Source organism: Candidatus Paceibacterota bacterium (genome assembly GCA_035546035.1).
Lineage (GTDB): Bacteria > Patescibacteriota > Minisyncoccia > Phycocordibacterales > UBA6065 > UBA6065.
On record DASZXC010000008.1, the window covers coordinates 353,792 to 380,287 of the forward strand.

Sequence of the window (26,496 nt, forward strand, 5' to 3'; positions counted from 1 at the left end):
CTCGACCGCATTTGTCGCCGGATTCAATCCAGCCTTGCTACGGGAGGTTTCCCGTTCGTCGGCATCCGTTGAACGCGCGCGATGCGCCAGATGCCTATGCCGGTTGACGAGCGCAGCATTCCTTAACGGGCGCGCTCCCGGCCTGGGACTGCTCCGTATGAGCCCGGGTTGCCGCACTTGCGGTTCGGACTTCGCCTCGCGAATCAGTTGCGAGGCGCTTCTACCATAAGGACTCCTCGTATGTTATATCACGAAAAGCCCTCTCCGGCGCGGCTTCTATGCAAGCGCCATGAAATTATCGGCGAGTAGGGAGATCTCGCCGTTCCTCTCCGAAACTTTCGCTTTCAATGCCACGCATTTCTCGGGCACGATGACGGCTTTGTATCGCGCGTACGTGCGGGGGAATGCTACCGCTTCGATCGTGCCGGTCAGGTCTGCCATGCGGATGAACGCCATCGGCTCGTTCTTCTTCGTCATGATGACGCGGACTTCCTCGATAATGCCGCCGAGCACGACCATCTCTTCCTTTACCTTGCCCGTCGTTTCGAATTCCTTCATGGCTTTAGCTTTTGCCGTGGCGATATGGATCGGGCGTTTCTCGAGCACCGCTTTATATTTGTCTAAAGGATGCCCGGAGATATAAAGGCCGAGGAGCTCTTTTTCCCAGAGCAGCCTCTCGTGCTGGGTCACGGGAGACACCGTATCGAGCCTGATGTCGTCGTGGCCCGCGAACGCTTCATGGCCGCCGAACAATGAATCCTGCGCGCCGCCCGACCTAGCTTTCTCTTTGTTGTATTCGAGCAATTTATCGATGTTGCCGTACATGGCAGCGCGGTCGGCGAATTCGTCCAAAGCGCCGCACTTGATGAGAGATTCGAGCGATTTCTTGTTCAGGTTCCGGTCCTTGATCCGGGAAAGGAAATCCGAGAGCGACTTGTATTTTCCGCCTGCCTTGCGCTCGTGGATGATGGCGCGGGCTATGCCTTCGCCGAAGTTCTTGATCGTCGTAAGTCCGAAGCGGATGCGCGCCGTGCCGCCGGCTCCGTTCGCGGTCGCGTCTTTGATCACGGAGAATGCCGTGAAGCTTTCATTCACGGATGGCGGCAATACCGGAATGCCCATGCGCTTGCATTCGATGATCGATTCGCCGATGCGCTCGACGTCGCCTGAATCGGCGGTCAGCACGGCGGACATATAGATGGCAGGGAAGTTGGCTTTGAAATACGCCGTCTCGTATGCGACTTTGCCGTATGATACCGAGTGAGCCTTGTTGAAGCCATATGCGGCGAACGGTTCGATCCAGGTCCACAATTCCTTCGCCTTCTTCTCGGCCCATTTGGAATGCGAGACGCAGCCCTTGATGAATTTCTCCTTCTGGACCGCCATCTCTTCCGGGATCTTCTTGCCGACGGCCTTTCGGAACTTGTCGACTTCGCCCCATGAATATCCCGCGATCTTGTGCGCGATCATCAGAAGGTCGTCCTGGTATACGAGCACGCCGTATGTTTTGTTCAAGATAGGTTCGAGCGCCGGGTCGGGATATTCGATCGGCGAGCGGCCGTGCTTTCGGTCGATATACAGCGGGATGAATTGGATCGGGCCGGGACGATAGAGCGCCACCATTGCGTTGATGTCGTGGATGGTCGTCGGCTTGAGATCCTTCAGGTATTTGGTCATGCCGTCGCCGTTCAGCTGGAAAAGGCCTTCGGTCTCGCCGCGCGCGAGCATATCGAATGTCTTCTTGTCATCGAGCGGCACCGTCTCGGGATCTATTTTCTGGCCCTCGATCTTTTCGATGCGGTCCACCACGTCGGCGAGGATAGAGAGGTTTTTGAGGCCAAGGAAGTCGAATTTCAGGAGGCCCGCTTCCTCGATCGAATACATGTCGTACTGGCTGATGATCTTCTGTTCGCCTTTCGTATCGTACTGGAGGGGAGTGAAGTCGGTCAGTTCCGTCGGGGCGATGACCACGCCTGCGGCATGCACGGAGATGTGCCGGGCGCAGCCCTCGATCTTCTTTGCCAGGTCTATGATGCGCTTGGTATCGGGATCTTCTTTATAGAGCTTCGCCAGATCGGGCACGAGCTCCATGGCATGATCGATGGTCATAGGGAAGCCCTGCGATCCCATAGGGATCATTTTGGCGAGCTTGTCGCCGGTCTCGACAGGGTAGCCAAGAGCACGAGTCACGTCGCGCACCGAGCCGCGGGCTGCCATGGTGCCGAACGTGCCGATCTGGGCTACTTTCTCTATGCCGTACTTCTTGCGGGCGTAATCCACCATCTCGTCGCGCCTGTTATCGGCGAAGTCCATATCTATATCGGGCGCCGAAGGCCGGTCGGGATTGAGGAATCGTTCGAACGGGATCTCATATTCGAGCGGGTCTATATTCGTGATGCCTGCGAGGTATGTGACCATGGAGCCGGAGACCGAACCCCTGATATTCGACAATATGCCGTGTGCTCGCGCATATGCCAGAAGGTCCGCCACGATCAGGAAGTACGGCGAATATCCCTTGCCCTTGATGACGGAGAGCTCGTATTCGACGCGCTTCAATATGTCGGGCGTCTCCGCGACGTCTCGCTTGGCAAAGCCTTCGAATACGACCTTGCGTAGAGCCGTGTCAGGCGTTTCGCCCTCGGGCAATTTGAAGTCGGGAAATACCCATTTGCCGAGCTCTATCTCGCAGTTGCATTCATCGGCGATCTTTTCGGTGTTGGCGATCGCTTCTGGTATGTCGCGGAAATATTCTTGGGCCGTTTTGTCGGATATGAACGAGAAATCGGCGACGTCGTCATCTGAAATGCGGTCGTCGCCCGACGAGTTCACGAGCATCAGAGTCTGTTGAGCCTGCTTATCTTCAGGTCTGATGTAATAGACGTTGCCTCCGGCGACTAACGGTATGCCGGTCTTTTTCGCCACGTCTTTGGTGCGCTCCATGAGCGTGTCGTGGCCGTCTATGTCCGGATGGTAGGTGATCTCGATATAAAAATCTGCTCCGTATATGGCACGATAGCTTTCGGCGATCTCGCAGGCCTTGGCTATGTCATTTCCCTGGAGCGCCGTGCTCAAAGGGCCGCTGAACGCCGATGCGACGGCGACGAGGTCGCTTTTATAAAGCTTCATGAGCTCGTCGTCTATGCGCGGCTTGTAGTAGAAACCTTCGAGGTAGCTTTTGGTGACGAGCTGGATGAGGTTTTTGTATCCGTTATAATTTTTGGCCAGAAGTATGAGGCGCGTGCGGCGCGAGTCTATGCCCGACTGCTTGTCGGCGCGACCGCGCGGCGAGACGTAGAAATCGACGCCAAGGATCGGCTTGATGCCTTTGCCCTTGCACTCTTTATAGAATTCGATGGCACCGTAGAGGTTGCCGTTGTCGGTCAGAGCCAGGGCAGGGGCGCTGTCTTTTTTCGCCGCTTCCACGAGGTCTCCGATCTTTGGCAATGCCGCCAAGAGGGAGTAGTGGCTGTGGGTATGGAGATGGATGAAGCGGGACATAGGTTGAATGGAACGCCAAGGACAAGCCTTGCGATCGATCAGTGACCATACAAGTATACGCTCTTTGCATCGAGGCACCAAGCGTCCTCGTAGTATGAGATAATGAACCTAATGGAGATCCGCCATATCGTGGGCATAGACGAGGTAGGTCGCGGGCCGTTGGCGGGGCCTGTCACTATCTGTGCCTGCCGAGTAGCCGACGGATTCGATTTCGAGCATTTCAAGGGAATCAAGGATTCCAAGCAGCTTTCGCCCCAGAAGCGCGAATCGTGGTTCCTGCGCATATCGGAATTGAAGTCGCGTGGCCAGGTCGAATTCGCATACGCGTCCGTGTCGGCGGAAGAGATAGACGCGATCGGCATCGCACGGGCGATCGAGAAGGCTATACATGTGTCGCTCGAGGCTCTGGACCTCGTCCCTGAATCGACTTACATATTTTTGGACGGATCGCTCAAGGCTCCGAAGCGCTTCGCGCATCAGGAGACGATCATAAAAGGGGACGAGAAGGTGCCTATAATCAGCGCCGCGTCCATCGTCGCCAAGGTCATCCGCGACCGCCATATGGAAGAGCAGGGGCGCATATATCCCGCATATGGATTCGAGGCGCATAAGGGGTATGGCACCGATGAGCATCGAAAAGCTATCAGAAAGCACGGCGCGTCGCCGATCCACAGGCTTAGCTTCCTTTCCAACATCATAAAGGCCGCATAATCCGGCCCTTTCTTGCCTTTTTTATGAAGTCTGCTATAGTCAATGGCCTATGGTAGTACGAATGCGAGCAACGAGGTCTCACAGGAACAACAGGCGTTCTCATCACGCCCTTAAAAACCCTGCATTGACGCGCGATACGAATACGGGCGCTATCCACCTCCGCCACCGCGCTTCCGCGATTACGGGCAAATACAAAGGTATCGTCGTCGTAGACATGGATAAGAAGGCCGCGAAGAAGGCCAAGAAAGCGAAAGAAGCACAGACGGCTCGCTAGTATAAAAATCACCCCAGGGCTCGGCGGGGTGATTTTTATACTAGCGAGCCGTCCGGACTCCATTGCTCTCTTGCGCACCTTCTAAAACCTTTGTATCCTTTATAACGTATTAGTTTCAGGCATTAACGAACGCACATTTTATGGCAAATAGGCACCTTGCGCGGTCTGTCGTTCTGCAGTCCCTCTTCGAGTGGGACTTCCGCGATAAATCCGACGCCATCCTCTCCGATGCGATATCCCGCGACGCGGCCGAGTTCGCGCCGGGCAATTCCGACGTCTCGTTCATGCAGGAGCTCGGCAAGGGAGTCATTTCAAAGCGTTCTGAGATAGACACCATCATAACCAAGGCCGCTCCTGACTGGCCTTTGGACAAGATCTCCATCGTAGACCGAAATGTCCTGCGCATCGGTCTTTTTGAATTGCTCTTCGCCGACCGCGAAGAGGTTCCGGCGAAAGTCGCCATCAACGAGGCCATCGAGCTCGCCAAATCGTTCGGCGGCGAGAATTCGGGTAAATTCGTGAACGGCGTGCTCGGTTCCGTATACAAGGAGCTCGGCGAGCCGGGCAAGGACGCGGTTTCCAAGAAAAAGGACGACAAATTCAATATCCCGTTCGAGAAGATGCCCATCGTGAAGCTCGGCGGCGCGGTCGTATTCGCCCGCGACGGCGGCGACATATACCTGGGTCTCGTCCATGACGTATTCGGTCGCTGGACCTTGTCCAAAGGAAGCCTTGAAGAGGGCGAGGACGTGAAGGTCGGCACTATGCGCAAGATCAAAGAGGAGATCGGCATAGGCGTCAGCCTCCTCAAGGAGGTCGCTTCGAACGAATATGTCGCGACGCACCCGGAGAAAGGCAAGCTCCGCAAGCAGGTGACGTATTTCCTCGCCGAAGCAAAGTACGAGCCTTTGAAGCTCAAAGAATCGGGCGGCCTCGACAAAGCGCAGTGGTTCAAGGCGGACGCGATCGGCGACCTCAATTTCTATGACGACATGCTGCCGATCCTCACGAAAGCCATAAAGCTCATTCCCAAGAAGTAGTTGGCAATTCCTCTCTTTTCATATAGGTTAGTCGCATGGCAACAGACATAGACAGAAATCTTTCCCGATTCGAAGACAAGGCAGGCGTCGTCTTCAAAGACAAAGCGCTCCTCCGCCAGGCTTTTACGCACCGTTCCTACATCAACGAGAACAAGAACACCAGGCTCGAGCATAACGAGCGCCTCGAATTCCTCGGCGACGCGGTCCTTGAATTGGTCGTCACCGACTTCCTGTACAGAAAATATCCGACTAATCCGGAAGGAGAGCTCACGACGTACCGGTCGGCCCTGGTGAACGCCGTCACGCTCTCCGAAGTCGCGTCGAACCTCGCTATGAACGATTTCCTCCTCCTTTCGAAGGGTGAAGCTAAAGACAATGGCCGCGCGCGCCAGTATATATTGGCCAATACCTTCGAAGCCGTCGTCGGCGCCATCTATCTGGACCAAGGATACGACGTCGCCAAGCAGTTCATAGAGAAGCACATATTCATATTTGCGGACGTTATGATCGCGCGCGGAAACCTCGTAGACGCAAAGTCCATGTTCCAGGAGCGCGCCCAGGAGAAGACGGGAGTGACGCCGTCGTACAAATTGGTGCGTGAGTCAGGCCCTGACCACGACAAATCGTTCACGGTCGGCGTGATGATAGGCAAAGAGCAGGTCGCCACGGGCGAAGGAAAATCAAAGCAGGAAGCGGAACAGAACGCCGCATTGCGGGCGCTCGAGGCAAAGGGTTGGAATCCGTAGAAAGCGCCTTGCTTTCCGCGTCCTTCCGGGAATATCGAGAATAAAAAAACCGCGCTCTCGCAAGAGCGCGGCCTTGATAGCCTACAAGCTGCTCGGTTTTCGGAAGATATTCTTCCAAGAGCCGCAGAAACCGAGATGATAGAGACAAAACGGGATCATTACGATGATCGAGCGCACGATCATCGTGTGCTGCGATTCCAGGAATTCGTCGGAGGGGTGGGCCGCGAGAACGATCTCCGCGATATTCGTGATCACTCCGCAAAAGCCCATGGCGCATAAGGAGGCCGCGGCGAAGATGACAGGGTCTTTGACCCAGGCGGGAAGTCTTTTCATAGGGTACAAGGGATTCCGCGCCATAATAGCACGGACGCTGCTTTTGCGCATTTCCAGGCTGTAAGTGATATATTTAAAGAGCCAATTCCCTCCATGCATCTCCGATCACTCGAGCTTTCCGGCTTCAAATCGTTCGCTAAAAAGAGCGCGCTCGAATTCAACGCGCAAGTGACCGCCATCGTCGGTCCGAACGGATCGGGTAAATCGAACGTCGCCGAGGCGTTCCGGTTCGTCCTAGGCGAGCAATCCATCAAGTCCATGCGCGGCAAGAAGACCGAGGACCTTATTTTCAACGGAGCCGAAGCCCAGGCCCGCGGCAACCGCGCGTCGGTCAAGCTGACGTTCGATAATGCGCCGCAAAAGGGCGCACGGCTCCTGAACATCGATTTCGACGAGGTCTCTATCGAGCGCGTCATACACCGCGACTCGCTTTCCGAATATTTCATTAACGGATCGGCCGTGCGCTTGCGAGACATCGTCGAACTGCTCGCCGGCGCGCATATCGGCGCTTCGGGCCATCACATCATCTCGCAGGGCGAGGCCGACAGGATCCTGAACGCGAACGCACGCGAGCGCCGCGAGATGATCGAGGACGCGCTCGGTCTCAAGATATTCCAGTACAAGAGGGAGGAGAGCGAGCGAAAGCTCGAGAAAACGCGCGAGAACATGGACAAGGTCGAATCGCTCCGCAAAGAGATCGCTCCGCATCTGAAGTTCCTGAAAAAGCAGGTGGAGAAGGTCGAGAAGACGATCGCTCTGCGCGAAGAGCTCAACGACATGTACAGAGAATACCTGAAGAGGGAATCTGAATATCTGGGCGCGACCGAAAAGGCTCTCGTCGAAGAATCCGCGGGCCCGAAGCGCGACCTCGATCGATTGGAAAAAGAACTGGCGGCGGCGAAAAAGGTCTTGGACGAGTCCAAGCATAAGGACGCCAAGTCGAGCGAGCTGATGCAGCTAGAGGGTCGGCTGAAAGCGGTCAGAGAGGCGCGCGACGCCGCGTCGCGCGCCACCGGCCGCATCGAAGGCGAGATATCAACCCTTGAAAAGCTCCTCGCGCGCGAAAAGGCGACCGCAGCCGCGGAAGCCGTCACCGTAGAATATTCGAAGGTAAAATCTCTCATTGCCGAAGCCGACGATATGCTCGCCGGCGCAGCCAAAGACCTCGGTCTCATCGCCAAAGTCCGTGCATTGCTCAAGTCTTTCCTTGATTCGAATAAAAACGCTCGATCCGATAGCCGTGCCGCAGACCTGGAGAAGGAGATAAAGCTCCTCAAGGAGCGCAAGATCGATGCGGACAAGGAAAGCAAGGAAAGAGACTCCGAATTCGGCGCTCTCTCCGCGAAATACGCCGCTCTCCAGAAGGAGATAGAAAAGGAGAAAGACAGCTCGCGCGACGCCGAGAAGGCGATGTTCCGCATCATGGCCGAAGAGAACGAGATCCGCGGCAGGCTCTCCGTTATCCGCGTGCGCGAAGACAAGCTCCGCCTCGAAAAAGAAGACTTCAAGCGCGAGCTCGCCGAAGGCGCTGGACTGATCGGCCGCGACATAACGTTCTATGAGTCGGACGAGGCCGTATATCCTGCCGAAGACCGCCACGCCCAGGAAGAGCGCCGCCGCTCCATCGAAAAGATCAAGGTCCGCCTCGAGGATTCCGGCGGAGTCTCGCCTGAAGACGTCATGAAGGAGTTCAAGGAGACGTCCGACCGCGACGGATTCCTCGCCCGCGAGATCGTGGACCTCGAAAAATCGGCCGAATCCCTGACCCGGCTCATCGTCGAGCTCGAGGAGAAGCTCGACACCATGTTCTCTGACGGCATCTCTAAAATAAATAGGCAATTTAAAGAATTCTTCGCTCTCATGTTCGGCGGCGGCGAAGCATCCCTCGGCGTCATCAAAGAGAAGAAGCGCAAGCGGGGCCCTTCCGCGGAAGAATTGGCGGAAATGAAAGAGGCTGGCATCGAACTCCCTCCCGAAGGAGAGGAGGAAGAGACCGAGCTCGGCGTGGATATCAACGTGAATCTGCCGCGGAAGAAGATCCGCGGCCTCGAGATGCTTTCGGGCGGCGAGCGCGCTCTCACTTCTATCGCGCTCCTCTTCGCGATCTCGCAGGTCAATCCGCCGCCGTTCATCATCCTTGACGAGACCGACGCCGCCCTCGACGAGGCTAATTCCAAAAAATACGGCGACATGGTCGAGAATCTGTCGAAGCATTCCCAGCTCATCGTCATCACCCACAACCGCGAGACTATGTCGCGCGCGGGCGTCCTCTATGGCGTCACTATGGGCAGGGAAGGCTATTCCAAGCTCCTTTCCATCGCATTCAACGAGGCATTGGCGGTGGCGAAATAGGACTTGATTTTTTATACAGATGTGCTATAATGATGCATAGCATATGCACATTAACTCATGTCTCCTTAATTCGCAGGAAGAGCTCGAAGAGCTCTTCCGAGAAACCAAGCAAAAGATCCTGGCTCTCTGCGCCTCCGGCGAGATCCAGATCGACGATGCCTCGATCCGCAAGGCATTCGAGCGCGTCGTCGCCGGAGTCCATCTCTTCATGGAATTCGGGTTCAGCAGGTGGTGGGTCAAGATCCGCGAAGGCGAGATCGACGTCGGCGACCCTGCGCGGGCGCCCTTCAATCTGGTCGTCAGCCGTTTCGGGCTTCAGATCAAGGATCTGCCCGATCGCAAGGCCCAGGACTGCGGACTGGTTCCGATCGAATTCGGCCCTACGGCGGAACGGAGAGCGCTTAACGCTTTCTGGAATGCCGTCCTCGCCGATTTCAAGAACGATCCGGTCGCCAATGGCCATGGTTTCTGAGGGCTTGTATTCAAGGCCTGCGACGCTTCGCGTCGCAGGCCTTTTTTCTTTCTCCGATTTTTTGCGATTTGCGCGAACCGGAAGGGGCGCTATCATATATCCAAACCCTGCTCTCCCATGCCTCTCCCGACTCCTTTCTCCCAAGTGCCTACGAGCGTCGGCTTCAAGCTTTTCGGCCCGAACGGCGACCATCGCCTCGGCGTCGATTATGCGCTGACGTATATCCGCGTCCAGCCCGTCCGGACGGAGGACGGCAGGACGCTCGAAGCGGTCTGCGTCCAGACTGGCCGCCTTATCAGCATGCAGGGCGGCGATCTCGTCGAGCGCTCCGCCTGCACCGTCTGACCCTCCTCGAGGCCCGACCACCGTGTCGGGCCTTTTCGTTTGAATATGAACCGCCGGAGCGGCGCGTACTAAGTACGTGATTCCTGGATCATTTGCGAAAATAGCTCTAAAGCCATACTCTATACACGAAACCCACATACGCATGTATATACCTGTTCTTTTTAGGGCGTTAAGCCCCGGAATGGAATTCGAATTCGATGCGCCCGCCGGCGGGCGTACAAAGGCGAAAAAAGCCGTCCCTGACGACGGGACGAACGCCCTGACCGCGGCCGGCCGCGTGAGGATCGGCGATGACGACCACGTCTATGTCGTCGTCCTCGACGCCGCCAAAGAGCGCGATGCGCAGATCCAGACGATCTGCCCGCGCCGCGAAGGCGAGTCCCGGCAGGACTGGAATAACCGTTTCAGCCGCGAGCTTTTCCTCGGCACATATGACGCCGCGATCATCAGACGACTTTCTCAAGGGACCTCTTAGGAGGTTCTTTTTTTATACGCGCCGGGGGGGGGTCTATGCCAGCTTGTAGTCGAGCGTCCTTTTCTCCATGTCGGCGCCCATCACTTTGAACTTCACCGTATCGCCGAGGCTGTATTTTTTGCCTGTCTTTTCGCCCACGACGGCATATGCCTTTTCATTGAATACGTAGTAGTCGTCGGTCATGTCTTTCAGGCGGACCATGCCTTCGCACTTGGTCTCCTTGTCTTCGACGTATATGCCCCAGTCGGAAACGCCCGAGACGGTGCCGGCGAATTCCTGGCCGATGCGGTCCATCATGTATTCGACTTGCTTGTATTTGATCGACGCGCGCTCGGCTTCCGCTGCGCGGATCTCTTTCTCCGAATTATCGTCGGCGATCTTCTGATATTTCGACATTTCGCCGCGGGCGACTTTGCCATGCGTCAGCTCGCGCTGGAGCAATCGATGGACGATGAGGTCGGCATAGCGGCGGATAGGGGACGTGAAGTGCGTATAGTACTCGAATGCCAAGCCGTAGTGGCCAATGTTCTCGGTTGAATAGACTGCTTTGGCCATCGACCTGATGGCGGCGGTCTTGATGAGTGATTCTTCGGTCTTGCCCTCGATCTGCTTGAACAAGTGCTTCAGGTCTTTCACTGCGACGCCTTTCTTCGTGACCGGGAGGTGATATCCGAGAGCGCGGACGAGCGTCACGAGATTGTCGAGTTTCTCCATGACCGGCTGGTCGTGGATGCGGTACAGGAACGCGCCGCCGGTATTTTCAGTAGCCTGGAACATGCGCAATGCGACCTCGCGGTTGGAGAGGAGCATGTATTCCTCGACGAGCTTGTGCGCGTCCTTGCGGGTCTTCTTGAATACGCGGATAGGCTTGCCGGCGCGGTCGAGCTCGAATTTCACTTCGTCCGTCTCGAAATCTATGGCGCCTTCCGCCTCTTTCTTCTCGCGGAGCTTTTTGGCGATCTCGTTCAGCTTGAAGAGCTCTTTTTTATATTCCTCCGACTTGCCTTCGAGCACGTCCTGTGCGCCTTCGTACGTGAAGCGCTTCCAGGATTTGATGATGGTCTTGCCGAACCAGCGATCGAGCACATCGCCTTTATCGTTCATGACGAAGACGGATGAAAACGTCAGCTTCTCCTCGTTGGGATTAAGCGAGCACACGTCGTTCGACAGGACTTCAGGCAGCATCGGAATGGTGCGGTCGACGAGGTATACGGAGAAGCCGCGCTCGCGGGCTTCTTTGTCCAAAGCGGTGCCTTCGCGGACATAGTGAGACACGTCAGCGATGTGAACGCCGATCTCGTATCTGCCGTCGGGCAGGAATTTCATAGAAATAGCGTCGTCGAAGTCCTTCGCGTCCACGGGGTCGATGGTGAACGTCGGCGTATCGCTGAAGTCGCGGCGCAATGCGCGTTCGGCGGCCGTGATCGCCTTGTTCTTTTCTATAGCCTCTGCTTCGCGCACGACTTCGACGGGGAAGTCGTATGCCAGGCCGCGCTCCAAAACGATGGCACGCATTTCGGCGTTATGCTCGCCCTTTTTGCCGATGACTTCGATGACTTTGCCGATGGGGTAGCCCTTCTTTTCGTCCCATTCGGCGATCTCGGCGTATACCTTGTCTCCCGCGCGGCCGTGGAGAGCGTCTGCCTTTGCGATGAATATGTCTTTATAGAGGCGCTTATCATCCGGCACGAGCGCGAAATTATCGCCAGCCGCTTCCAAAGCGCCCGCGAATCGCATCTTGTCGCGCTTCACTATTTTCGTGACTTCGGCGAGCGTCCTGCCGAAACGGCTCTTGCCGCCGGTCAGATGCGCCTCGACCGTGTCTTTATGCATAGCCGTATGGAGAGCCTCCGAAGGGATCTCGAGGTCTTCCTGATCCTTATGCTCCGGATCTTCGAGGAATCCGACGCCTTTCGAATTGACCGATATGATGCCTGATACCATGCGGGTCTTCGCTTTCATTTCCTTTCGTTCTGAACGGGTCATTTAATGTATCGTGGATAGGTTTTTGTTGAGGATACTATAGCAAATATCGAAGAAATTGACGATTTTAAGGGCTTCTGCTAGTATCTTGGTCTATGTTAAAGATTCGACTCCAGCGCGTCGGCCGAGTGAACGTTCCAACGTTCCGCGTCGTCGTGACTGATTCCAAGAATTCCACAAAATCGGGCCGCTCGCTCGAGGTTATCGGCACGTATGACCCCGTTAACGACGTTAAAGAGATCAAGGCTGACCGCGTAAAGCACTGGATGGGCCACGGCGCGAAGCTCTCGGATACCGTCCATAATTGGCTTATCGACAAGAAGGTCATTCCCGGCAAGAAGGTGAACGCGCTCCCGAAGAAGAGCCCGATCGTCGACCCGAAGGCTGCAGAGGCAGCGAAAGCAGCCGCTGAGGCCGCAAAGGCCGCCACGCCAGCAGCGCCGGTAGAGGCTCCAAAAGCCGAAGCTCCCGCAGCAGAAGCTCCGAAGGCGTAAATTTCGCCCGACGCTAGAGCAAGAAAAAACCGCCCACATCTCTGTGGGCGGTTTGATTTGGTCGGGCGCTCACTCTGTCCGGAGCGCAACCTCTTCCGTCGTCACTTGGTCAAGGCCTTGCTCGTGGCTGACTTTGATGACATCGAAAGCAGACATGAGATCGAAAGCCTCGCTGTATTCCCGGCGGCGATCGCTCTCTTTCTCTCTGCAGTCCGATATGAAGGAGCCGTCTTTTTCTTTCTCCGACCGGTGTTCCGCGACCTTCAGGGAAAGGGCGAGGGAATGGATCTCTCGCTTTGCTTTCTGATGGAAGCTTTCCCAATCGAGCAGGCGCGCGGACGAGATATCGATGTCGAGGATCTCGCAGAGCCGTCGCATCCCTCCTAAGAATTCATTGTCCGACGCCAGGAAGCTGTCGAAGGCCCGTCTTTCAAGCGCCTTCTTGAAGCTATGGACGATCGTCGCGATTCCGAAGACCACGGATCCCGAAAGCGCGACCGCTCCTATCGCCCTCTCGATTCGTGCCGGGAGGAGCCCGTCCTTCAGCATAAAGAGGAAGGCAAGGCTCCACGGCGATACGACGGCGAGTATGGCGGAGATGCGGTAGCTGGTATTCGAATCGATGCGCTCGCCATATCGAGCCGCTTCGGCGACGAAGCGATCGAGAGGGTCTAACCCCGATCGCTTTTTCCAGCCCGCCCGGAGGACGGGGCTTATCCTGTCTTCCAGATGGAGGGCTATGAACTCTCCGTTTGAACTACATGTTTCTTTCATTGCTGGATCTCCGAGCCCGCGGTTTTTATGAGAAAGGGCTTCCGGCCCGCGTCCATGCATCCTTCCGGGATGAAAGGCCGCTTCGTATCTCAAGGAGCTGTGCAGGCGAGACAGGTTCCTGTTTGGAATTATCAACACATGTCATGGTATGTCAATGGTACCCGTGCTATGCTATCCGATAGAGCGATATAGGCTCGATTTAGTCCCGCTAACCGCATAACAATGGAAGCAGACGCAAAGTTTCTCGATTTCCTCGTTAAGTCCCTGGTAGACAATCCGAACGACGTAAAGATCAACCGCACCGTAGACGAGATGGGCGTGCTCCTCACCCTCGACGTTAATCCCGCAGACATGGGCAAGATCATCGGTCGCGAAGGCAATACCGCCAAGGCGATCCGAACCCTCCTTCGCATCGTAGGGATGAAGAATAATTCCCGCGTGAACCTGAAGATCAGCGAACCGCAGGGTGGCATGCCGAAAGAAGCCCGCGCTTCGAAGACCGTAGACGAAGCGATGGCCGACCTCAACCTCTAGAATGAAAAGAAAACCTCCCGAAAGGGAGTTTTTCTTTTGTCAGGAGCGTTTTCGGTTCTTTGGGGATAACGTCAAATGATATAATCATCTGCAACGATGCAAAAAGACATCAAAAAGATCGCGAAGGCCCTATCGAAAGGAGACATCCAGGAGGCTTTGACGATCCGCGAAGATATGGGCGACATAGATTTGGGCACCGAGATCGAGATCTGCGAGATCGTCCGCCAGGCTATCATCGCTTTCCTCAAGAAAGGGGAGATCTATAACGCACGCGCGGCCGAAAGTGCGTTCGACATGGAGCAAGACTCGATAGACGAAACCGTGCGGCAGGCCGTCATGTCCGTATTCCGCGACGGCGATATGGAAAAGATCGCCGAACTGCGCGACGGGCTGCCGATCTCGAAGACGATGGCCGAAGAGCTCATCCAGTACTGCGCGAGCTGGGGCAAGCCCGCCTCGGTCGCGTGCATGCAGGCCGTCTTCGCCTAAGCTCCACTTTTTGACGATTTCGAGGTAGTGTAGCGATATGACATTCCATATAGTCACGCTTTTCCCTGGCGCATTTGATTCGTACCTCGGCGAATCGATCTTGAAGCGCGCCTTGGAAGACAAGAAGATCCGCGTGAAATTCTATAATCCGCGCGATTTCGCCGACGACAAATGGCAGCGCGTCGATCAGAAGCCGTACGGCGGCGGTCCCGGCATGGTCATTCAGGCATTGCCTGTGGCGAAGGCTCTTGAGAAGGCAGTCAAAGCCGCAGGCGGCAAAAATGGTAAAGCTGCGCGCGATACGAAGATGATCTTCTTCAGTCCTGCAGGGAAATCGTTCGATACGGCATATGCGAAGGCGACGGCAAAGAAATACAAGAACGTCATATTCGTCTGCGGCCGCTATGAAGGCATCGACGCTCGCGTCAAAAAAATGTTCAGGATGGAAGACGTATCCGTCGGTCCATTTGTGCTCACGGGCGGGGAATTACCGGCTATGATCGTCATGGACTCGGTCTCGCGCCAGATCGAAGGCGTGCTCGGCAACTATGATTCGCGCGAGGAAGAGCGCATCTCATCATCTGACGTGTATACGCGCCCGGAAGTCATCGAATATCGCGGCAAAAAATACCGCGTGCCGAAAGTGCTCCTTTCGGGCAATCACAAGCTCATAGACGAGTGGAAGGCGGGCAGGAAGAGCGCGTAACCTGCGGTGCTGCCGAAGTATTCTATACTATAACGGCAATGAATCCTCACGCCCACAAGGCCGAATTCAAGGAAAAGCGGGACGAAGACGTTCTCGCCGCGTCTTTCAAGTATCCGTATCTGTTCGAGCTCCTCGTCGAGCGCTACGAAGATGCTTTTCTGCGCAAAGCGCGGTCCATCGTGCGCCATGACGAGGCTTCCCGCGACATCGTCCAGGATACCTTCGTCAAAATATATCTGTACGGTAAGACGTTCAAACCGGTCGAAGGCGCGCGGTTCTCATCGTGGGCATATAAAGTGCTCATGAACGTCTGTTTCCAGTGGTACAAGAAGATGAAGCGCGAGCGCGACTTCTTTTCGGCCTTGGACGAAGACATGGAGGCCGTATTACCCCATGACGATAGCGTTGAAAGGACGCAAAAACTGGACCGGGACTACCTTGAATCCATGTTCTCGCGCCTGCCTGAAACTTTCGCCCGCGTATTGCGGTTATATGTGAGCGAAGGCAAGGATTATAAGGAGATAGCCGCAGTCGAAGGCGTGTCCGAAGGCGCGATCAAGACTCGCATGCATCGCGCCCGCGAAGAGCTGCGGGACATCGCTCGAAAGATATCGTAGAGCGACGCGTAGTAATAATTAGGACGGCGCTGCCGTCCACCCGAAATACCTCAATGACTCAAATAATGGATAACGTGATGATCAAGGTGCGGAGGATCTTCCTGATACGGAAGCTCGCCGCGCCTTTTGTGTTCCTTGTAGCCGCGGCGGTAGTGGTGGGATCGACCGTGTCAGTCTCCCATGTGCTCGCCAATATGCCCGCGGCATTAGACATCCCAGCCGTGATGCGGTTCTTCGCCGCGGCGTTCGCGCACGCGGATGTTATCGTCAAAAGTGCGCTGGTTGCGGGAACGCTGTTCTTACTTATGATCCTGAAGGGGGCGATCGATAGCATCCGGTTCGTCGGTTCTCTCCAAAAGGCATAGAAACAAAGGCTCCGTGCTCCGGGGCCTTTTTGTTTGACATCTTTCGGCCGGTCAGTATACTTATCCTCACTTCAACGCTGATTGTGTTATTGGGGAAACACGAAGTATGCAGGTAGCTTATTGGCGGTTTTCATACTTTTCTTGCCAGCGATCTCATAAACGATTCCAAAACCGGTAGGAGCCTTTCACCCAGAGGCCCTTTTTGTGTTTTTAGGCGTCTTTATGTCCCGTTCGTCAATAGAGAGGTTGAACCATCCGTAAGGCAGGGGCAGCCGTCGGTATTTTTATAAATTGCCGGTCGTCGGTATTAGAAACCTACAGCAATGATCAAAAGGGAACAGAAGTATTTCGGGCGCTTCAAGGAAGCCCTCGCCGAGATCCCGAATCTCGTCGAAGCGCAGACCGAATCGTTCAAATGGCTCGTGGAGAAAGGCCTCGCGGACCTCTTCCAGGAGTTCTCTCCTATAAAGGACTACTCGGACAAGAAGTTCGAGCTCTCGTTCACGGGCTTCGAGCTCGCCGAGCCTAAATACGACGAGCACTACGCGAAAGACAACAAGCTCTCGTACGAAGCGCCTCTCAAAGTCCGCATCAAGCTCAAGAACAAGATGTTCAATTCGGAGAAGGAGCAGGAGATATTCCTCGCGGACTTCCCGTTGATGACGAATCACGGAACGTTCATCATAAACGGCATCGAGCGCGTCATCGTGCCCCAGCTCGCTCGTTCGTTCGGAGTTTTCTTCACCTCTGACGAGGTGAAGGGCAAGACCGTCTTCGGCGCCAAGGTCATCCCCGCCCGCGGCGTATGGCTCGAGATCGAGACCGACAACGACGGCACCATCTATGCCCGCATCGACCGCAAGCGAAAGTTCATGGTCACGGCTCTCCTCCGCGTCCTCGGCGCCGATACCGACGAAAAGATCCTCTCGTTCTTCAAGGGCGACGAGACCGCAGCCAAGGTCATGGCGGCATCTCTCGCGAAAGACACGGCAAAGACCGTCTCTGACGCATATATAGAGATCCACAAGCGACTCCGCGACGGCGACCTTGCTACCGCGGACAATGCAAAGGAATTCATTTCGAGCCTCTTCCACAAGGACCGCTACGATCTCTCGAACGTAGGCCGTTTCCGCTTCAACAAGCGCTTCGGCAAGCCTATGGACGATAAGACGCTCGAGAAGAAGACCATCGATGCCTCCGACCTTGCTACCATCATCGGCAATATAATCCACCTCAACAACAAGCTCGACGCTGTCGAAGACGATATCGACCACCTCGGCTCGCGCCGCGTGCGATATGTCGGCGAATTGATGCAGCAGAAGCTCCGCGTCGGCCTCTCGCAGATGAAGAGGAACATCCAGGACAGGATGTCCACTATCGAGCCTGATACGACCCAGCCTCTGACGTTCGTATCGCCTCGACCCCTCCAGGCCCGACTCAAGGAGTTCTTCACCACGAACCAACTCTCGCAGTTCATGCAGCAGGAGAACATCCTCACCGAGCTCGAACACCTCCGCACGCTCTCGGCCCTTGGCCCGGGCGGCCTTACCCGCGAGCGCGCAGGCTTCGAAGTCCGCGACGTGCACCCGTCGCACTACGGCCGACTCTGCCCGATCCACACCCCTGAAGGCCCGAACATCGGCCTCATCCTCCGCCTCTCGACGTATGCGCGCCTCAACGACTTCGGCATGATCGAAACGCCGTATGCCAAGGTCAAGAACGGCAAGGTCACCAAGGAGATCGTATACCTCAATGCACTCGAGGAAGAGTCGCACCGTATCGCTCATGCAGCGACGGCATACGACAAAGACGGCAAGATCACGGAGAATGCCGTCGAGATCCGACAGAACGGCTCGCCGTCGCTCGCGCATCCGAACGAAGTAGATTTCATCGACGTTTCGACGAACCAGGCGTTCTCGATCGCGACGAACATGATCCCGTTCCTCAACCACGACGACGCGAACCGAGCGCTCATGGGTTCGAACATGCAGAAGCAGGCGACCCCGTGCATCATCCCCGAAGCTCCGCTCGTCGCTACCGGCATCGAGGCTAAGGCTGCTGAGTACACCGGCCGCATCGTCCTCGCCCCTGAAGACGGCGCTATCTCGGCTGTAGACGCGACGAGCATCACGTTCAAGAACGCCAAGGGCAAGGAGACGACCTACAAGCTTGTATCGTTCGAGCGAACGAACGGCTTCACCTCGTACCACCAGCGCCCCGTCGTTAACCTCAATGAGAAGGTCAAGAAGGGTCAAGTCCTCGCAGACGCGTCGTCGTCTGACGGCGGTCAGATCGCCCTCGGCCAGAACATGCTCGTAGCGTTCATGTCATGGTCCGGCGCGAACTACGAAGACGCCATCATCATCTCGGAACGCGTCGTCAAGAACAGCAAATTCACCTCTATCCATATCGAGGAATTCGTCGTGAACGTCCGCGACACCAAGCTCGGCCCCGAAGTCACGACCCACGACATACCGAATGTCGGCGAAGGCAAGCTCCGCAACCTCGACGAAGACGGCATCATCCGCATCGGCGCAGAAGTGCGATCAGGCGATATCCTCGTCGGCAAGATCACACCGAAGGGCGAGACCCAGCTCACCCCTGAAGAGCGCCTCCTCCGATCGATCTTCGGCGAGAAGGCGCGTGACGTTAAGGACACGTCCAAGCGCATGGAAGGCGGCAAGCGCGGTCGCGTCATTTCAGTCAAAGTCTTCTCTCGCGAGAAGGGCGACAAGCTCGAATCGGGCATCATCAAGCGCATCCATGTCGAGGTTGCCCAGCTCCGAACGGTATCGGTAGGCGACAAGCTCGCAGGCCGTCATGGTAATAAAGGAGTCATCTCGCGCATCCTCCCTGAAGAGGATATGCCATACATGGCAGACGGCACGCCTATAGACGTGATCCTCACCCCGCTCGGCGTTCCATCGCGTATGAACCTCGGCCAGATCCTCGAGCTCCATCTTGGCATGGCCGCTAACACCCTCAACTACCAGGCAGTCGTGCCTCCGTTCGCGGGCGCCACGTCCGACGAGATCAAGGCCGAGCTCAAGAAAGCGGGCCTCAACGAGAACGGCAAGATGCCGCTCTTCGACGGACGCACCGGCGACAAGTTCCAGCAGGACATCTCGGTCGGCTACATGTACATCTTGAAGCTCCATCACATGGTGGAAGACAAGATCCACATGCGATCGATCGGTCCGTACTCGCTCATCACCCAGCAGCCGTTGGGCGGCAAGGCGCAGGGCGGCGGCCAGCGATTCGGCGAAATGGAAGTCTGGGCGCTCCTCGGTCACGGCGTCGCCCACACGCTCCGCGAGATCCTCACGGTCAAGTCGGACGACATCCAGGGACGCTCGGCGACGTTCGATTCGATCGTCAAGGGCGAAAAGCTCGCTCCTCCGAATATCCCGGCCTCGTTCCACGTACTTCTTAACAGCCTCCGCGGCCTTGCGTTGGACGTCGAGCTTCGCAAAGAAGGCAAAGACATTAAGAAGGGAAACAAGTAATTGCCAATAATCTTCTTAACTTAAAAAAACTACTATGGCATATACACCAAAATCTAAGGCGCAGGAGTTCACGGACTTCGACACGGTCGCCCTCCGCTTGGCATCGCCTGACAGGATCAGGGAATGGTCGTTCGGCGAGGTCACCAAGCCTGAAACGATCAACTACCGAACCCAGCGCTCCGAGAAGAACGGCCTCTTCGACGAGAAGATCTTCGGTCCGGACAAGGACTTCGAATGCTACTGCGGAAAATACCGCGGCATCCGATACAAGGGCATCGTCTGCGAGAAGTGCGGCGTCGAGATAACCCGCTCCATCGTCCGGCGCGAGCGCATGGGCCACATCGAGCTCGCTACGCCGGTATCCCACATCTGGTTCCTCCGCTCGATGCCGTCGCGCCTCGGCCTCATCCTCGGCATGACGACCGCTGACCTCGAAAAGGTCATCTATTTCGCCGGCTACATCGTCACCAAGGTGCACGAAGATGCTCGTGCGACCATCATGAAGGACTTGGAATCGGAATATAAGTCCAAGGTCAAGACCGTCCAGGACGAGAAGACCCGCGAGGCTCTCAAGTCCATGTACTCGGGCGCAAAGAAGGAGATCGACGCTATCTCTGAAGGCGCCGTCCTCGACGAAGTCGAATACGGCAAGTTCTCGATGAAATACTCGACGCTCTTCGAAGCAGGCATCGGCGCAGAGGCTATGTTCGACATCTGCAAGAACATCGACCTCAAGAAGCTCGAAGCCAAGCTCGTCGTCGACCTCGAGAAGGCTAACAGCCTCGAGAAAGACAAGATGAACCGACGCCTCTCGGTCGTCCGCGCGATGATCAAGTCGCAGATCCGACCAGAATGGATGTTCCTTTCCCGTATCCCGGTTATCCCTCCGGCGCTCCGACCGATGGTTCCGCTCGATGGCGGACGCTATGCGACGTCTGACGTCAACGACCTCTATCGCCGCGTCATCAACCGAAACAACCGCTTGATGAAGCTCAAGGAGATCAACGCGCCTGATGTCATCCTTCGAAACGAGAAGCGCATCCTCCAGGAAGCCGTAGACGCTCTCATCGACAATTCGATTCGCCACGGCAATTCGACGACTGCTGCAGGCTCGCTCGCGTCGAAGCGCGCCCTCAAGTCGCTCGCCGACAACCTTAAGGGCAAGAGGGGCCTCCTCCGTGGAAATCTTCTTGGTAAACGAGTGGACTATTCAGGCCGCTCGGTTATCGTCGTCGGTCCGGAGCTCGCTCTCGACCAGTGCGGACTTCCAAAGCACATGGCTCTCGAGCTCTTCAAGCCGTTCGTCATCAACCAGCTCCTTGCCCGCGAGCTCGCGTATAACATCCGCGGCGCGTCGAGGCTCATCGAAGACGGCATCCCTGAAGTCTGGGCGATCCTCGAAGAGGTCATCGACGGCAAATACGTGCTCTTGAACCGCGCGCCTACGCTCCATCGCCTCGGTATCCAGGCATTCAGGCCTATCCTCATCGAAGGCAACGCTATCCAGGTGCACCCGCTCGTATGTTCGGCATTCAACGCGGACTTCGACGGCGACCAGATGGCAGTCCACGTCCCGCTCTCTCCTGAAGCGCAGAAGGAAGCGAAGGAGATCATGGCTTCGGACAAGAACATCCTCAAGCCAGGCTCCGGCGACCCGACGGTCACCAACAAGATGCTCGACATCAATCTCGGCGTCTACTGGATCACCAAGCTCATCAAGGGCGACGCGGGCGAAGGCAAGATATTCGAATCCCCTGAAGCCGCAGTCCTCGCCCCTGATTTCGGTGTCCTCTCGCTCCGCGCGGCTGTAAAGGTGCTTGCTCCTGAAACGGCCAAATACGCCGAATTCAAGGGCGGCATATTCGAGACGACCGTCGGCAGGATCCTCTTCAACCAGGTCCTCCCTGACGATTATCCGTTCATCAACAAGGAAGTAGATCGCAAGAGCATGCAGGGAATCGCAGACGACCTTCTCGTCCGTTACGGCGTCTCTCAGGTTCCAACCTTCCTCGACAGGATCAAGAAATTCGGCTTCAAATACACGACCTATTCGGGCGTTACCTGGGCTATCGACGACGTCAAGACGCCGGAAGGCAAGGCCGACGTCATCTCGAAGGCCAAGAAGGAGTCCGATACCGTCAACGACCAGTTCAACGAAGGCCTCCTCGCGGAAGACGAGCGCATCCGAAAGAATATCGAGATCTGGCACAAGGCCAAGAACGACATCGAGAAGCTCGTTCCGGGCGCTCTCGGTCCGAACGATCCCGTCACCGATATGGTAAAGTCCGGCGCCCGAGGTTCGTGGGGCAACATCACCCAAATGGTGGGCATGAAGGGCCTCATCACCAACACTGCCGGCGAGACAATCGAGTTTCCCATCATATCGGGCATGAAGGACGGCCTCACCCCGATCGAGTACTTCATCACCACCCACGGCGCGCGAAAGGGCCTCACCGACACGGCTCTCAACACCGCTCGCGCAGGCTACCTTACCCGCCGCCTCTTCGACGTGGCGCAGGACGTCATGGTCACCGAAGACGACTGCGGCACCAAGGACTCGATCATCATCAGGAAGGAAAGCGCTTCGGGCATCGAAGTATCGATCGCCAAGAACATCCGCGGCCGCGTATTGGCAGACGACGTCAAAGGTACGGACGGCAAGGCTATGTTCAAGAAGGGCCATCTCCTCACCAAGCAGGAAGCAGCCGCTATCGAGAACGCAGGCGTCACCGAAGTCCGTGTCAGGTCGCCTCTCGCATGTAAGACTCTTCACGGCGTATGTAAGGCATGCTACGGCATGGACCTCGGCAAGAACCACCTCATAGACATCGGCGAGGCAGTAGGCACCGTCGCTGCGCAAGCTATCGGCGAGCCGGGTACCCAGCTCACGATGCGCACCTTCCACGCAGGCGGTACGGCATCGGTCGGCGGCGACATCACCGCAGGTCTCCCTCGCGTCGAAGAAGTCTTCGAAAAGCGACGCCCAAAGAACCCTGCGGTCATCGCATCGGTTTCGGGCACGGTCTCGTCGGTCAAGGATATGGGCAAGGAGAAGGTCATCGCCGTCATTCCCGACCTCGAAGACAAGGGCAAGACCAAGAAGGGCGCCGCGGAAGTCGAGTATACGTTCAGCTCGCGTCGCATGGCCCTCGTTAAAATAGGCGACAAGGTCGCCAAGGGCCAGTTCCTCACCGACGGCTCAGCTGATATAGACGAGGTATTCGAGCTTGCGGGCAAGGAGCGCGCGATGGATTATATCATCCGCGAGATCGGCAAGATCTACGAGCTCCAGGGCGAAACGGTGTCGCGAAAGCACATCGAGATCATCGTGAAGCAGATGTTCTCCCGCCGACGCGTCACGGATGCGGGCGACACCAAGTTCTCGATCGACGACGTCGTGGACGTATACGACCTCAACGTCGAGAACGACAGGATCAAGGAAGCGGGCAAGTCGTCGGCAGTGGGCGAGAACGTGGTAATGGGCATCACGGAAGTGTCGCTCTCGCGCCAGTCGTTCCTCTCGGCCGCATCGTTCCAGCACACGACCAGGATCTTCATCTCGGCTGCTATCCGCGGCACGGAAGACAAGCTCCAGGGCCTCAAGGAAAACGTCATCATCGGCCGCCTCATACCGGCAGGTACCGGCTATGCAGGCTCGCCGAAGAAGGAGATAGTAGATTCTGTCACTCCGAAGGATTCGGTAGTCTTGGAATAATCAAAAGCCCTCGCAAAGAGGCTTATAATGATTCGAATGAGCACTCATGTTCAGGAGATCAAAGACAAGCTCGATATAGCTGCGGTCGTCGGCTCGTATATCAAGCTCGACAAAGTGGGCGCCAATTTCAAGGCGAGGTGTCCTTTTCACAATGAAAAGACGCCGTCGTTCTTCGTATCGCCGGAGCGCGGCTCATTCTACTGCTTCGGCTGTCAGGCGAAGGGCGACATATTCACGTTCGTCGAAAAATTCGAGGGCTTGGACTTTATGGGCTCTCTCAAGGTGCTCGCCGAGCGTGCAGGCGTGAGGCTCGACCGCGACGCGGCGCCGAAGGACAACAGGAAAGAGATCCTCTATGACATCCTTGAAAAAGCGGCGGCATGGTTCGAGGAAAGGCTTGTTGCCGAGCCTCATGCAAAGGAATATGCGTTGGGCAGGGGACTGACGCAAAAGACGATCGATTCATTCCGCATCGGCTATGCCCCGAACGACTGGCGCCAGCTCCGATCGTATTTGAAAGGCAAGGGATACAAGGACGAAGACGTCGCGGCTGTCGGCCTCATCAAAAAGACCGACAAACCGGGCGGCGACCCGTTCTACGACGTATTCCGAGGCAGGATCATGTTTCCGATCGCCGATTCCTCGGGCCGCGCCGTGGCATTCTCCGGCCGCATCGTCGTGGACGACGGAAAGTCTCCGAAATACCTCAACAGCCCCGAGACCGCGCTCTATAGCAAATCCAAAACCCTATACGGCTTGGACAAAGCAAAGACCGCTATCCGCGAGCGCGGTTATTCCATCGTCGTCGAAGGCCAGATGGACCTCGTCATGTCGCACCAGGGCGGATTCGCCAATACGGTCGCATCGTCAGGCACGGCGTTCACGGACGATGACGGCGCCGATTCGGCATTCGGGCTCCTCACGAGGCTTTCCGACAATATCGTCCTCGCATTCGATTCCGATTCGGCAGGGCAAAAGGCCGTAAAGCGTATCGTCCCAGCGATATCGCTCGGCATGAACGTGAAGATCGTCGACATCAAAGGCGGTAAAGACCCGGCCGACATCATCAAGGCCAATCCGAAAGACTGGACGACCATGCTCGGCTCCAAAAAGGACTTCATAGACTACCTCACCGACATAATCATCGATTCGAAAGCCAATGCCGCATCGGTCGCGAAGCAGGTCAAAACCGACATATTCCCGTATATCGCGGCGATTCCCGACGATACGCCGCGATTCCAAGCCGTCAAGAAAGTCGCCGACAGGCTTTCGATCAGTGAAGACGCGCTTTGGAAGGACCTCCAGAACTATGTGAAAGCGAATCGCTCGGCGCGAGCGTCTCCAGGCCAAAGCGCAAGTGGCCAGAGTCCCGGCAGGCGCCTTGAACGCCTCGAATCCATCGAACGCAAGCTCCTCGGCCTCCTTCATTCGAAAAAATACTGGAACGGAGACGAAGTTAGAAGGAGAGAGCTCGAAAGCGCGGCGGGAGACGAGAAAGCGAGGGCTTTCGCGAGTCTCTCTCCGGACGATATGGCCGAACTGACGCTCGAAGCCGAGGTCACGTACGGAGACGGAGATACGGCGAGGGAATGGAAGGTACTGATGCTCAATTTTGAAGAAGAGGCGACCAAGAAGAAGCTCGAAGCGGCGATGGCGGAGCTCCACCGAAAGGAAAAAGAGAAGGGAGACGCGTCGGAACTTATCAAAAATATCCACGTACTATCGAAGAGGATACAGGAGGTGAAGGGTCAGGCGGAAAAGATGTAGGTTTGATATCATAGAAAAACATGGCGAAAAAGCAGCAAAAGAAAACCAGGGCCAAGGCGACGAAAAAGGCGGCCCAGAAGCCGTCAAAGAAAGTCGCCAAGGCAAAGCTCTCTCCGAAGGCCCTCAAAGCCAAGGAAAAGGCGAAAGACGCGGCCAAACGCGCCGACCGCCTTTTGACCAAGGGCAAAGAGCGCGGCTTCGTGACGTACGACGAGATCCTCAAGGAATTCCCGACGATCGAAGACGATATCATGTTCCTCGACGAGCTTTACAACAAGCTCTCGACTGCGGGCGTGGACGTGCTCGAATCGGGTGGCATGCTCGACCTCGAGCCCCCTGCCGAGACGAAAGGCGGCAAGAAATACGGCTTCGGCCGCGCGTCGTCCGAATCCTCATACGACTCGATCCAGATGTACCTCAAGGAGATCGGCCAGTATCCTCTCGTTTCTGCGGCTATGGAAAAGGAGCTCGCTCGACGCATCGAGAACGGCGACGACGAGGCTAAGGGCCTTCTCGCTAAAGCGAACCTCCGCCTCGTGGTCTCTATCGCCAAGAAATACGTAGGCCGCTCGGCTGACCTGACTCTTTTGGACCTTATTCAGGAAGGAAACCTCGGCCTCTTCAAGGCTGTCGATAAATTCGACTGGACCAAGGGCTATAAGTTCTCGACCTATGCGACGTGGTGGATCCGCCAGGCCATTACCCGCGCATTGGCTGACCAATCCCGAACCATCCGCGTTCCGGTGCACATGGTGGAGACCATCGCCAAATACAAGCAGGTCGTGCGCCGATTGTCGCAGGACCTCGGCCGCGACCCGTTGCCTGACGAGATCGCTACCGAAATGGGCCTCGAAGTAGAGAAGGTCTACCAGATCGAGAAGATCGACCAGGACACCGTATCGCTCGAATCGCCGGTGGGCGACGACGGCGACGACGGTAAATCGACCCTCGGAGACTTCCTTTCAGACGACAAGATATTGTCGCCTGACCAGGAATCGTCGAGGCGCATCCTCGCCGATCAGGTCAGGGGGATTTTGAACGACCTCTCGCCGAAGGAGCGCAAGATTTTGGAGATGCGACACGGTCTGAACGACGGCATCACCCATACGCTCGAAGAGGTGGGCAAGGAATTCGGCGTCACCCGCGAGCGCATCCGTCAGATCGAAGCCAAGGCTCATGAGAAGATCAGGCAGCATGAGCGCATCAAGCAACTGAAGAATTACTAATCCCCCCGCACACAAAAACCACTCCAGAGCCTGGAGTGGTTTTTGTGTGCGGGGGGGGGGGGATTAATTTAAGT

The 26,496-nt window shown here is 56.4% G+C and carries 22 protein-coding genes; 18 read left to right on the forward strand and 4 right to left on the reverse strand.

From position 1 onward, the window contains the following. Positions 1 to 276: 276 nt before the first annotated feature. Positions 277 to 3,498 (reverse strand): DNA polymerase III subunit alpha, encoded by a 3,222-nt coding sequence (dnaE, locus tag VHE10_03390; protein HVU06801.1) that lies wholly within the window; start codon positions 3,496 to 3,498, stop codon positions 277 to 279. A gap of 102 nt (positions 3,499 to 3,600) precedes the next feature. Between dnaE and VHE10_03395 the strand changes: the two genes are divergently transcribed. The 4 genes from VHE10_03395 (at position 3,601) to rnc (ending at position 6,269) form a co-directional block, all read left to right on the forward strand. Next, positions 3,601 to 4,209 carry a ribonuclease HII gene (locus VHE10_03395; GenBank protein HVU06802.1) on the forward strand — a complete coding sequence of 203 codons (609 nt, stop codon included), beginning with the start codon at positions 3,601 to 3,603 and terminating at the stop codon, positions 4,207 to 4,209. Between the two features lie 49 nt (positions 4,210 to 4,258). Then, the gene (rpmF, locus tag VHE10_03400) at positions 4,259 to 4,483 is read left to right on the forward strand and encodes a 50S ribosomal protein L32 (protein ID HVU06803.1); all 225 of its coding nucleotides are present in this window, start codon (positions 4,259 to 4,261) and stop codon (positions 4,481 to 4,483) included. A 140-nt stretch (positions 4,484 to 4,623) separates the two neighbouring features. Next, positions 4,624 to 5,523 (forward strand): transcription antitermination factor NusB, encoded by a 900-nt coding sequence (gene nusB, locus VHE10_03405; protein HVU06804.1) that lies wholly within the window; start codon positions 4,624 to 4,626, stop codon positions 5,521 to 5,523. Between the two features lie 35 nt (positions 5,524 to 5,558). After that, on the forward strand, positions 5,559 to 6,269 hold the full coding sequence (gene rnc / locus VHE10_03410; GenBank protein ID HVU06805.1) for a ribonuclease III: 711 nt from the start codon (positions 5,559 to 5,561) through the stop codon (positions 6,267 to 6,269). An 81-nt stretch (positions 6,270 to 6,350) separates the two neighbouring features. On the opposite strand, the gene VHE10_03415 is transcribed toward rnc, so the two are convergent. Further along, positions 6,351 to 6,602 carry a hypothetical protein gene (locus tag VHE10_03415; GenBank protein HVU06806.1) on the reverse strand — a complete coding sequence of 84 codons (252 nt, stop codon included), beginning with the start codon at positions 6,600 to 6,602 and terminating at the stop codon, positions 6,351 to 6,353. A gap of 93 nt (positions 6,603 to 6,695) precedes the next feature. Here VHE10_03415 and VHE10_03420 point away from each other — a divergent pair, with 93 nt between their 5' ends. The 4 genes from VHE10_03420 to VHE10_03435 all read left to right on the forward strand — a co-directional run bounded on the left by VHE10_03420 (position 6,696) and on the right by VHE10_03435 (position 10,246). After that, complete coding sequence (locus VHE10_03420) at positions 6,696 to 8,954, forward strand: AAA family ATPase (protein ID HVU06807.1); 2,259 nt, start codon at positions 6,696 to 6,698, stop codon at positions 8,952 to 8,954. Between the two features lie 43 nt (positions 8,955 to 8,997). Further along, positions 8,998 to 9,426, forward strand: a complete 429-nt coding sequence (locus VHE10_03425; protein HVU06808.1) for a hypothetical protein — start codon at positions 8,998 to 9,000, stop codon at positions 9,424 to 9,426. Positions 9,427 to 9,543: 117 nt separating this feature from the next. Further along, the gene (locus VHE10_03430) at positions 9,544 to 9,771 is read left to right on the forward strand and encodes a hypothetical protein (protein ID HVU06809.1); all 228 of its coding nucleotides are present in this window, start codon (positions 9,544 to 9,546) and stop codon (positions 9,769 to 9,771) included. Between the two features lie 181 nt (positions 9,772 to 9,952). Next, on the forward strand, positions 9,953 to 10,246 hold the full coding sequence (locus VHE10_03435; protein HVU06810.1) for a hypothetical protein: 294 nt from the start codon (positions 9,953 to 9,955) through the stop codon (positions 10,244 to 10,246). A gap of 33 nt (positions 10,247 to 10,279) precedes the next feature. Here the strand turns inward: VHE10_03435 and rnr are convergent, their stop codons facing one another. Continuing rightward, positions 10,280 to 12,232, reverse strand: coding sequence for a ribonuclease R (rnr, locus tag VHE10_03440; GenBank protein ID HVU06811.1), 1,953 nt, complete (start codon positions 12,230 to 12,232; stop codon positions 10,280 to 10,282). A gap of 92 nt (positions 12,233 to 12,324) precedes the next feature. Here rnr and rpsP point away from each other — a divergent pair, with 92 nt between their 5' ends. After that, entirely contained in the window at positions 12,325 to 12,723 is a 399-nt protein-coding gene (rpsP, locus tag VHE10_03445) for a 30S ribosomal protein S16 (GenBank protein ID HVU06812.1), read from the forward strand. Positions 12,724 to 12,792: 69 nt separating this feature from the next. Here the strand turns inward: rpsP and VHE10_03450 are convergent, their stop codons facing one another. After that, positions 12,793 to 13,497 (reverse strand): hypothetical protein, encoded by a 705-nt coding sequence (locus tag VHE10_03450; GenBank protein HVU06813.1) that lies wholly within the window; start codon positions 13,495 to 13,497, stop codon positions 12,793 to 12,795. A gap of 222 nt (positions 13,498 to 13,719) precedes the next feature. Here VHE10_03450 and VHE10_03455 point away from each other — a divergent pair, with 222 nt between their 5' ends. The 9 genes from VHE10_03455 to VHE10_03495 all read left to right on the forward strand — a co-directional run bounded on the left by VHE10_03455 (position 13,720) and on the right by VHE10_03495 (position 26,422). Further along, entirely contained in the window at positions 13,720 to 14,031 is a 312-nt protein-coding gene (locus tag VHE10_03455; protein HVU06814.1) for a KH domain-containing protein, read from the forward strand. A 96-nt stretch (positions 14,032 to 14,127) separates the two neighbouring features. Beyond that, positions 14,128 to 14,520: a hypothetical protein gene (locus tag VHE10_03460; protein ID HVU06815.1), complete on the forward strand. Its 393-nt coding sequence runs from the start codon at positions 14,128 to 14,130 to the stop codon at positions 14,518 to 14,520. Between the two features lie 37 nt (positions 14,521 to 14,557). Next, on the forward strand, positions 14,558 to 15,226 hold the full coding sequence (trmD, locus tag VHE10_03465) for a tRNA (guanosine(37)-N1)-methyltransferase TrmD (GenBank protein HVU06816.1): 669 nt from the start codon (positions 14,558 to 14,560) through the stop codon (positions 15,224 to 15,226). Between the two features lie 38 nt (positions 15,227 to 15,264). Next, positions 15,265 to 15,843: an RNA polymerase sigma factor gene (locus tag VHE10_03470; GenBank protein ID HVU06817.1), complete on the forward strand. Its 579-nt coding sequence runs from the start codon at positions 15,265 to 15,267 to the stop codon at positions 15,841 to 15,843. Between the two features lie 65 nt (positions 15,844 to 15,908). Further along, positions 15,909 to 16,208 carry a hypothetical protein gene (locus VHE10_03475; GenBank protein ID HVU06818.1) on the forward strand — a complete coding sequence of 100 codons (300 nt, stop codon included), beginning with the start codon at positions 15,909 to 15,911 and terminating at the stop codon, positions 16,206 to 16,208. A gap of 323 nt (positions 16,209 to 16,531) precedes the next feature. Beyond that, a complete protein-coding gene (locus tag VHE10_03480) occupies positions 16,532 to 19,714 on the forward strand; it encodes a DNA-directed RNA polymerase subunit beta (GenBank protein HVU06819.1) in 3,183 nt (1,060 codons plus the stop codon). 34 nt (positions 19,715 to 19,748) lie between these two features. Then, complete coding sequence (rpoC, locus tag VHE10_03485) at positions 19,749 to 23,429, forward strand: DNA-directed RNA polymerase subunit beta' (GenBank protein ID HVU06820.1); 3,681 nt, start codon at positions 19,749 to 19,751, stop codon at positions 23,427 to 23,429. A gap of 36 nt (positions 23,430 to 23,465) precedes the next feature. Then, the gene (dnaG, locus tag VHE10_03490) at positions 23,466 to 25,196 is read left to right on the forward strand and encodes a DNA primase (protein ID HVU06821.1); all 1,731 of its coding nucleotides are present in this window, start codon (positions 23,466 to 23,468) and stop codon (positions 25,194 to 25,196) included. Positions 25,197 to 25,216: 20 nt separating this feature from the next. Continuing rightward, positions 25,217 to 26,422 (forward strand): sigma-70 family RNA polymerase sigma factor, encoded by a 1,206-nt coding sequence (locus VHE10_03495; protein HVU06822.1) that lies wholly within the window; start codon positions 25,217 to 25,219, stop codon positions 26,420 to 26,422. Positions 26,423 to 26,496: the final 74 nt, after the last annotated feature.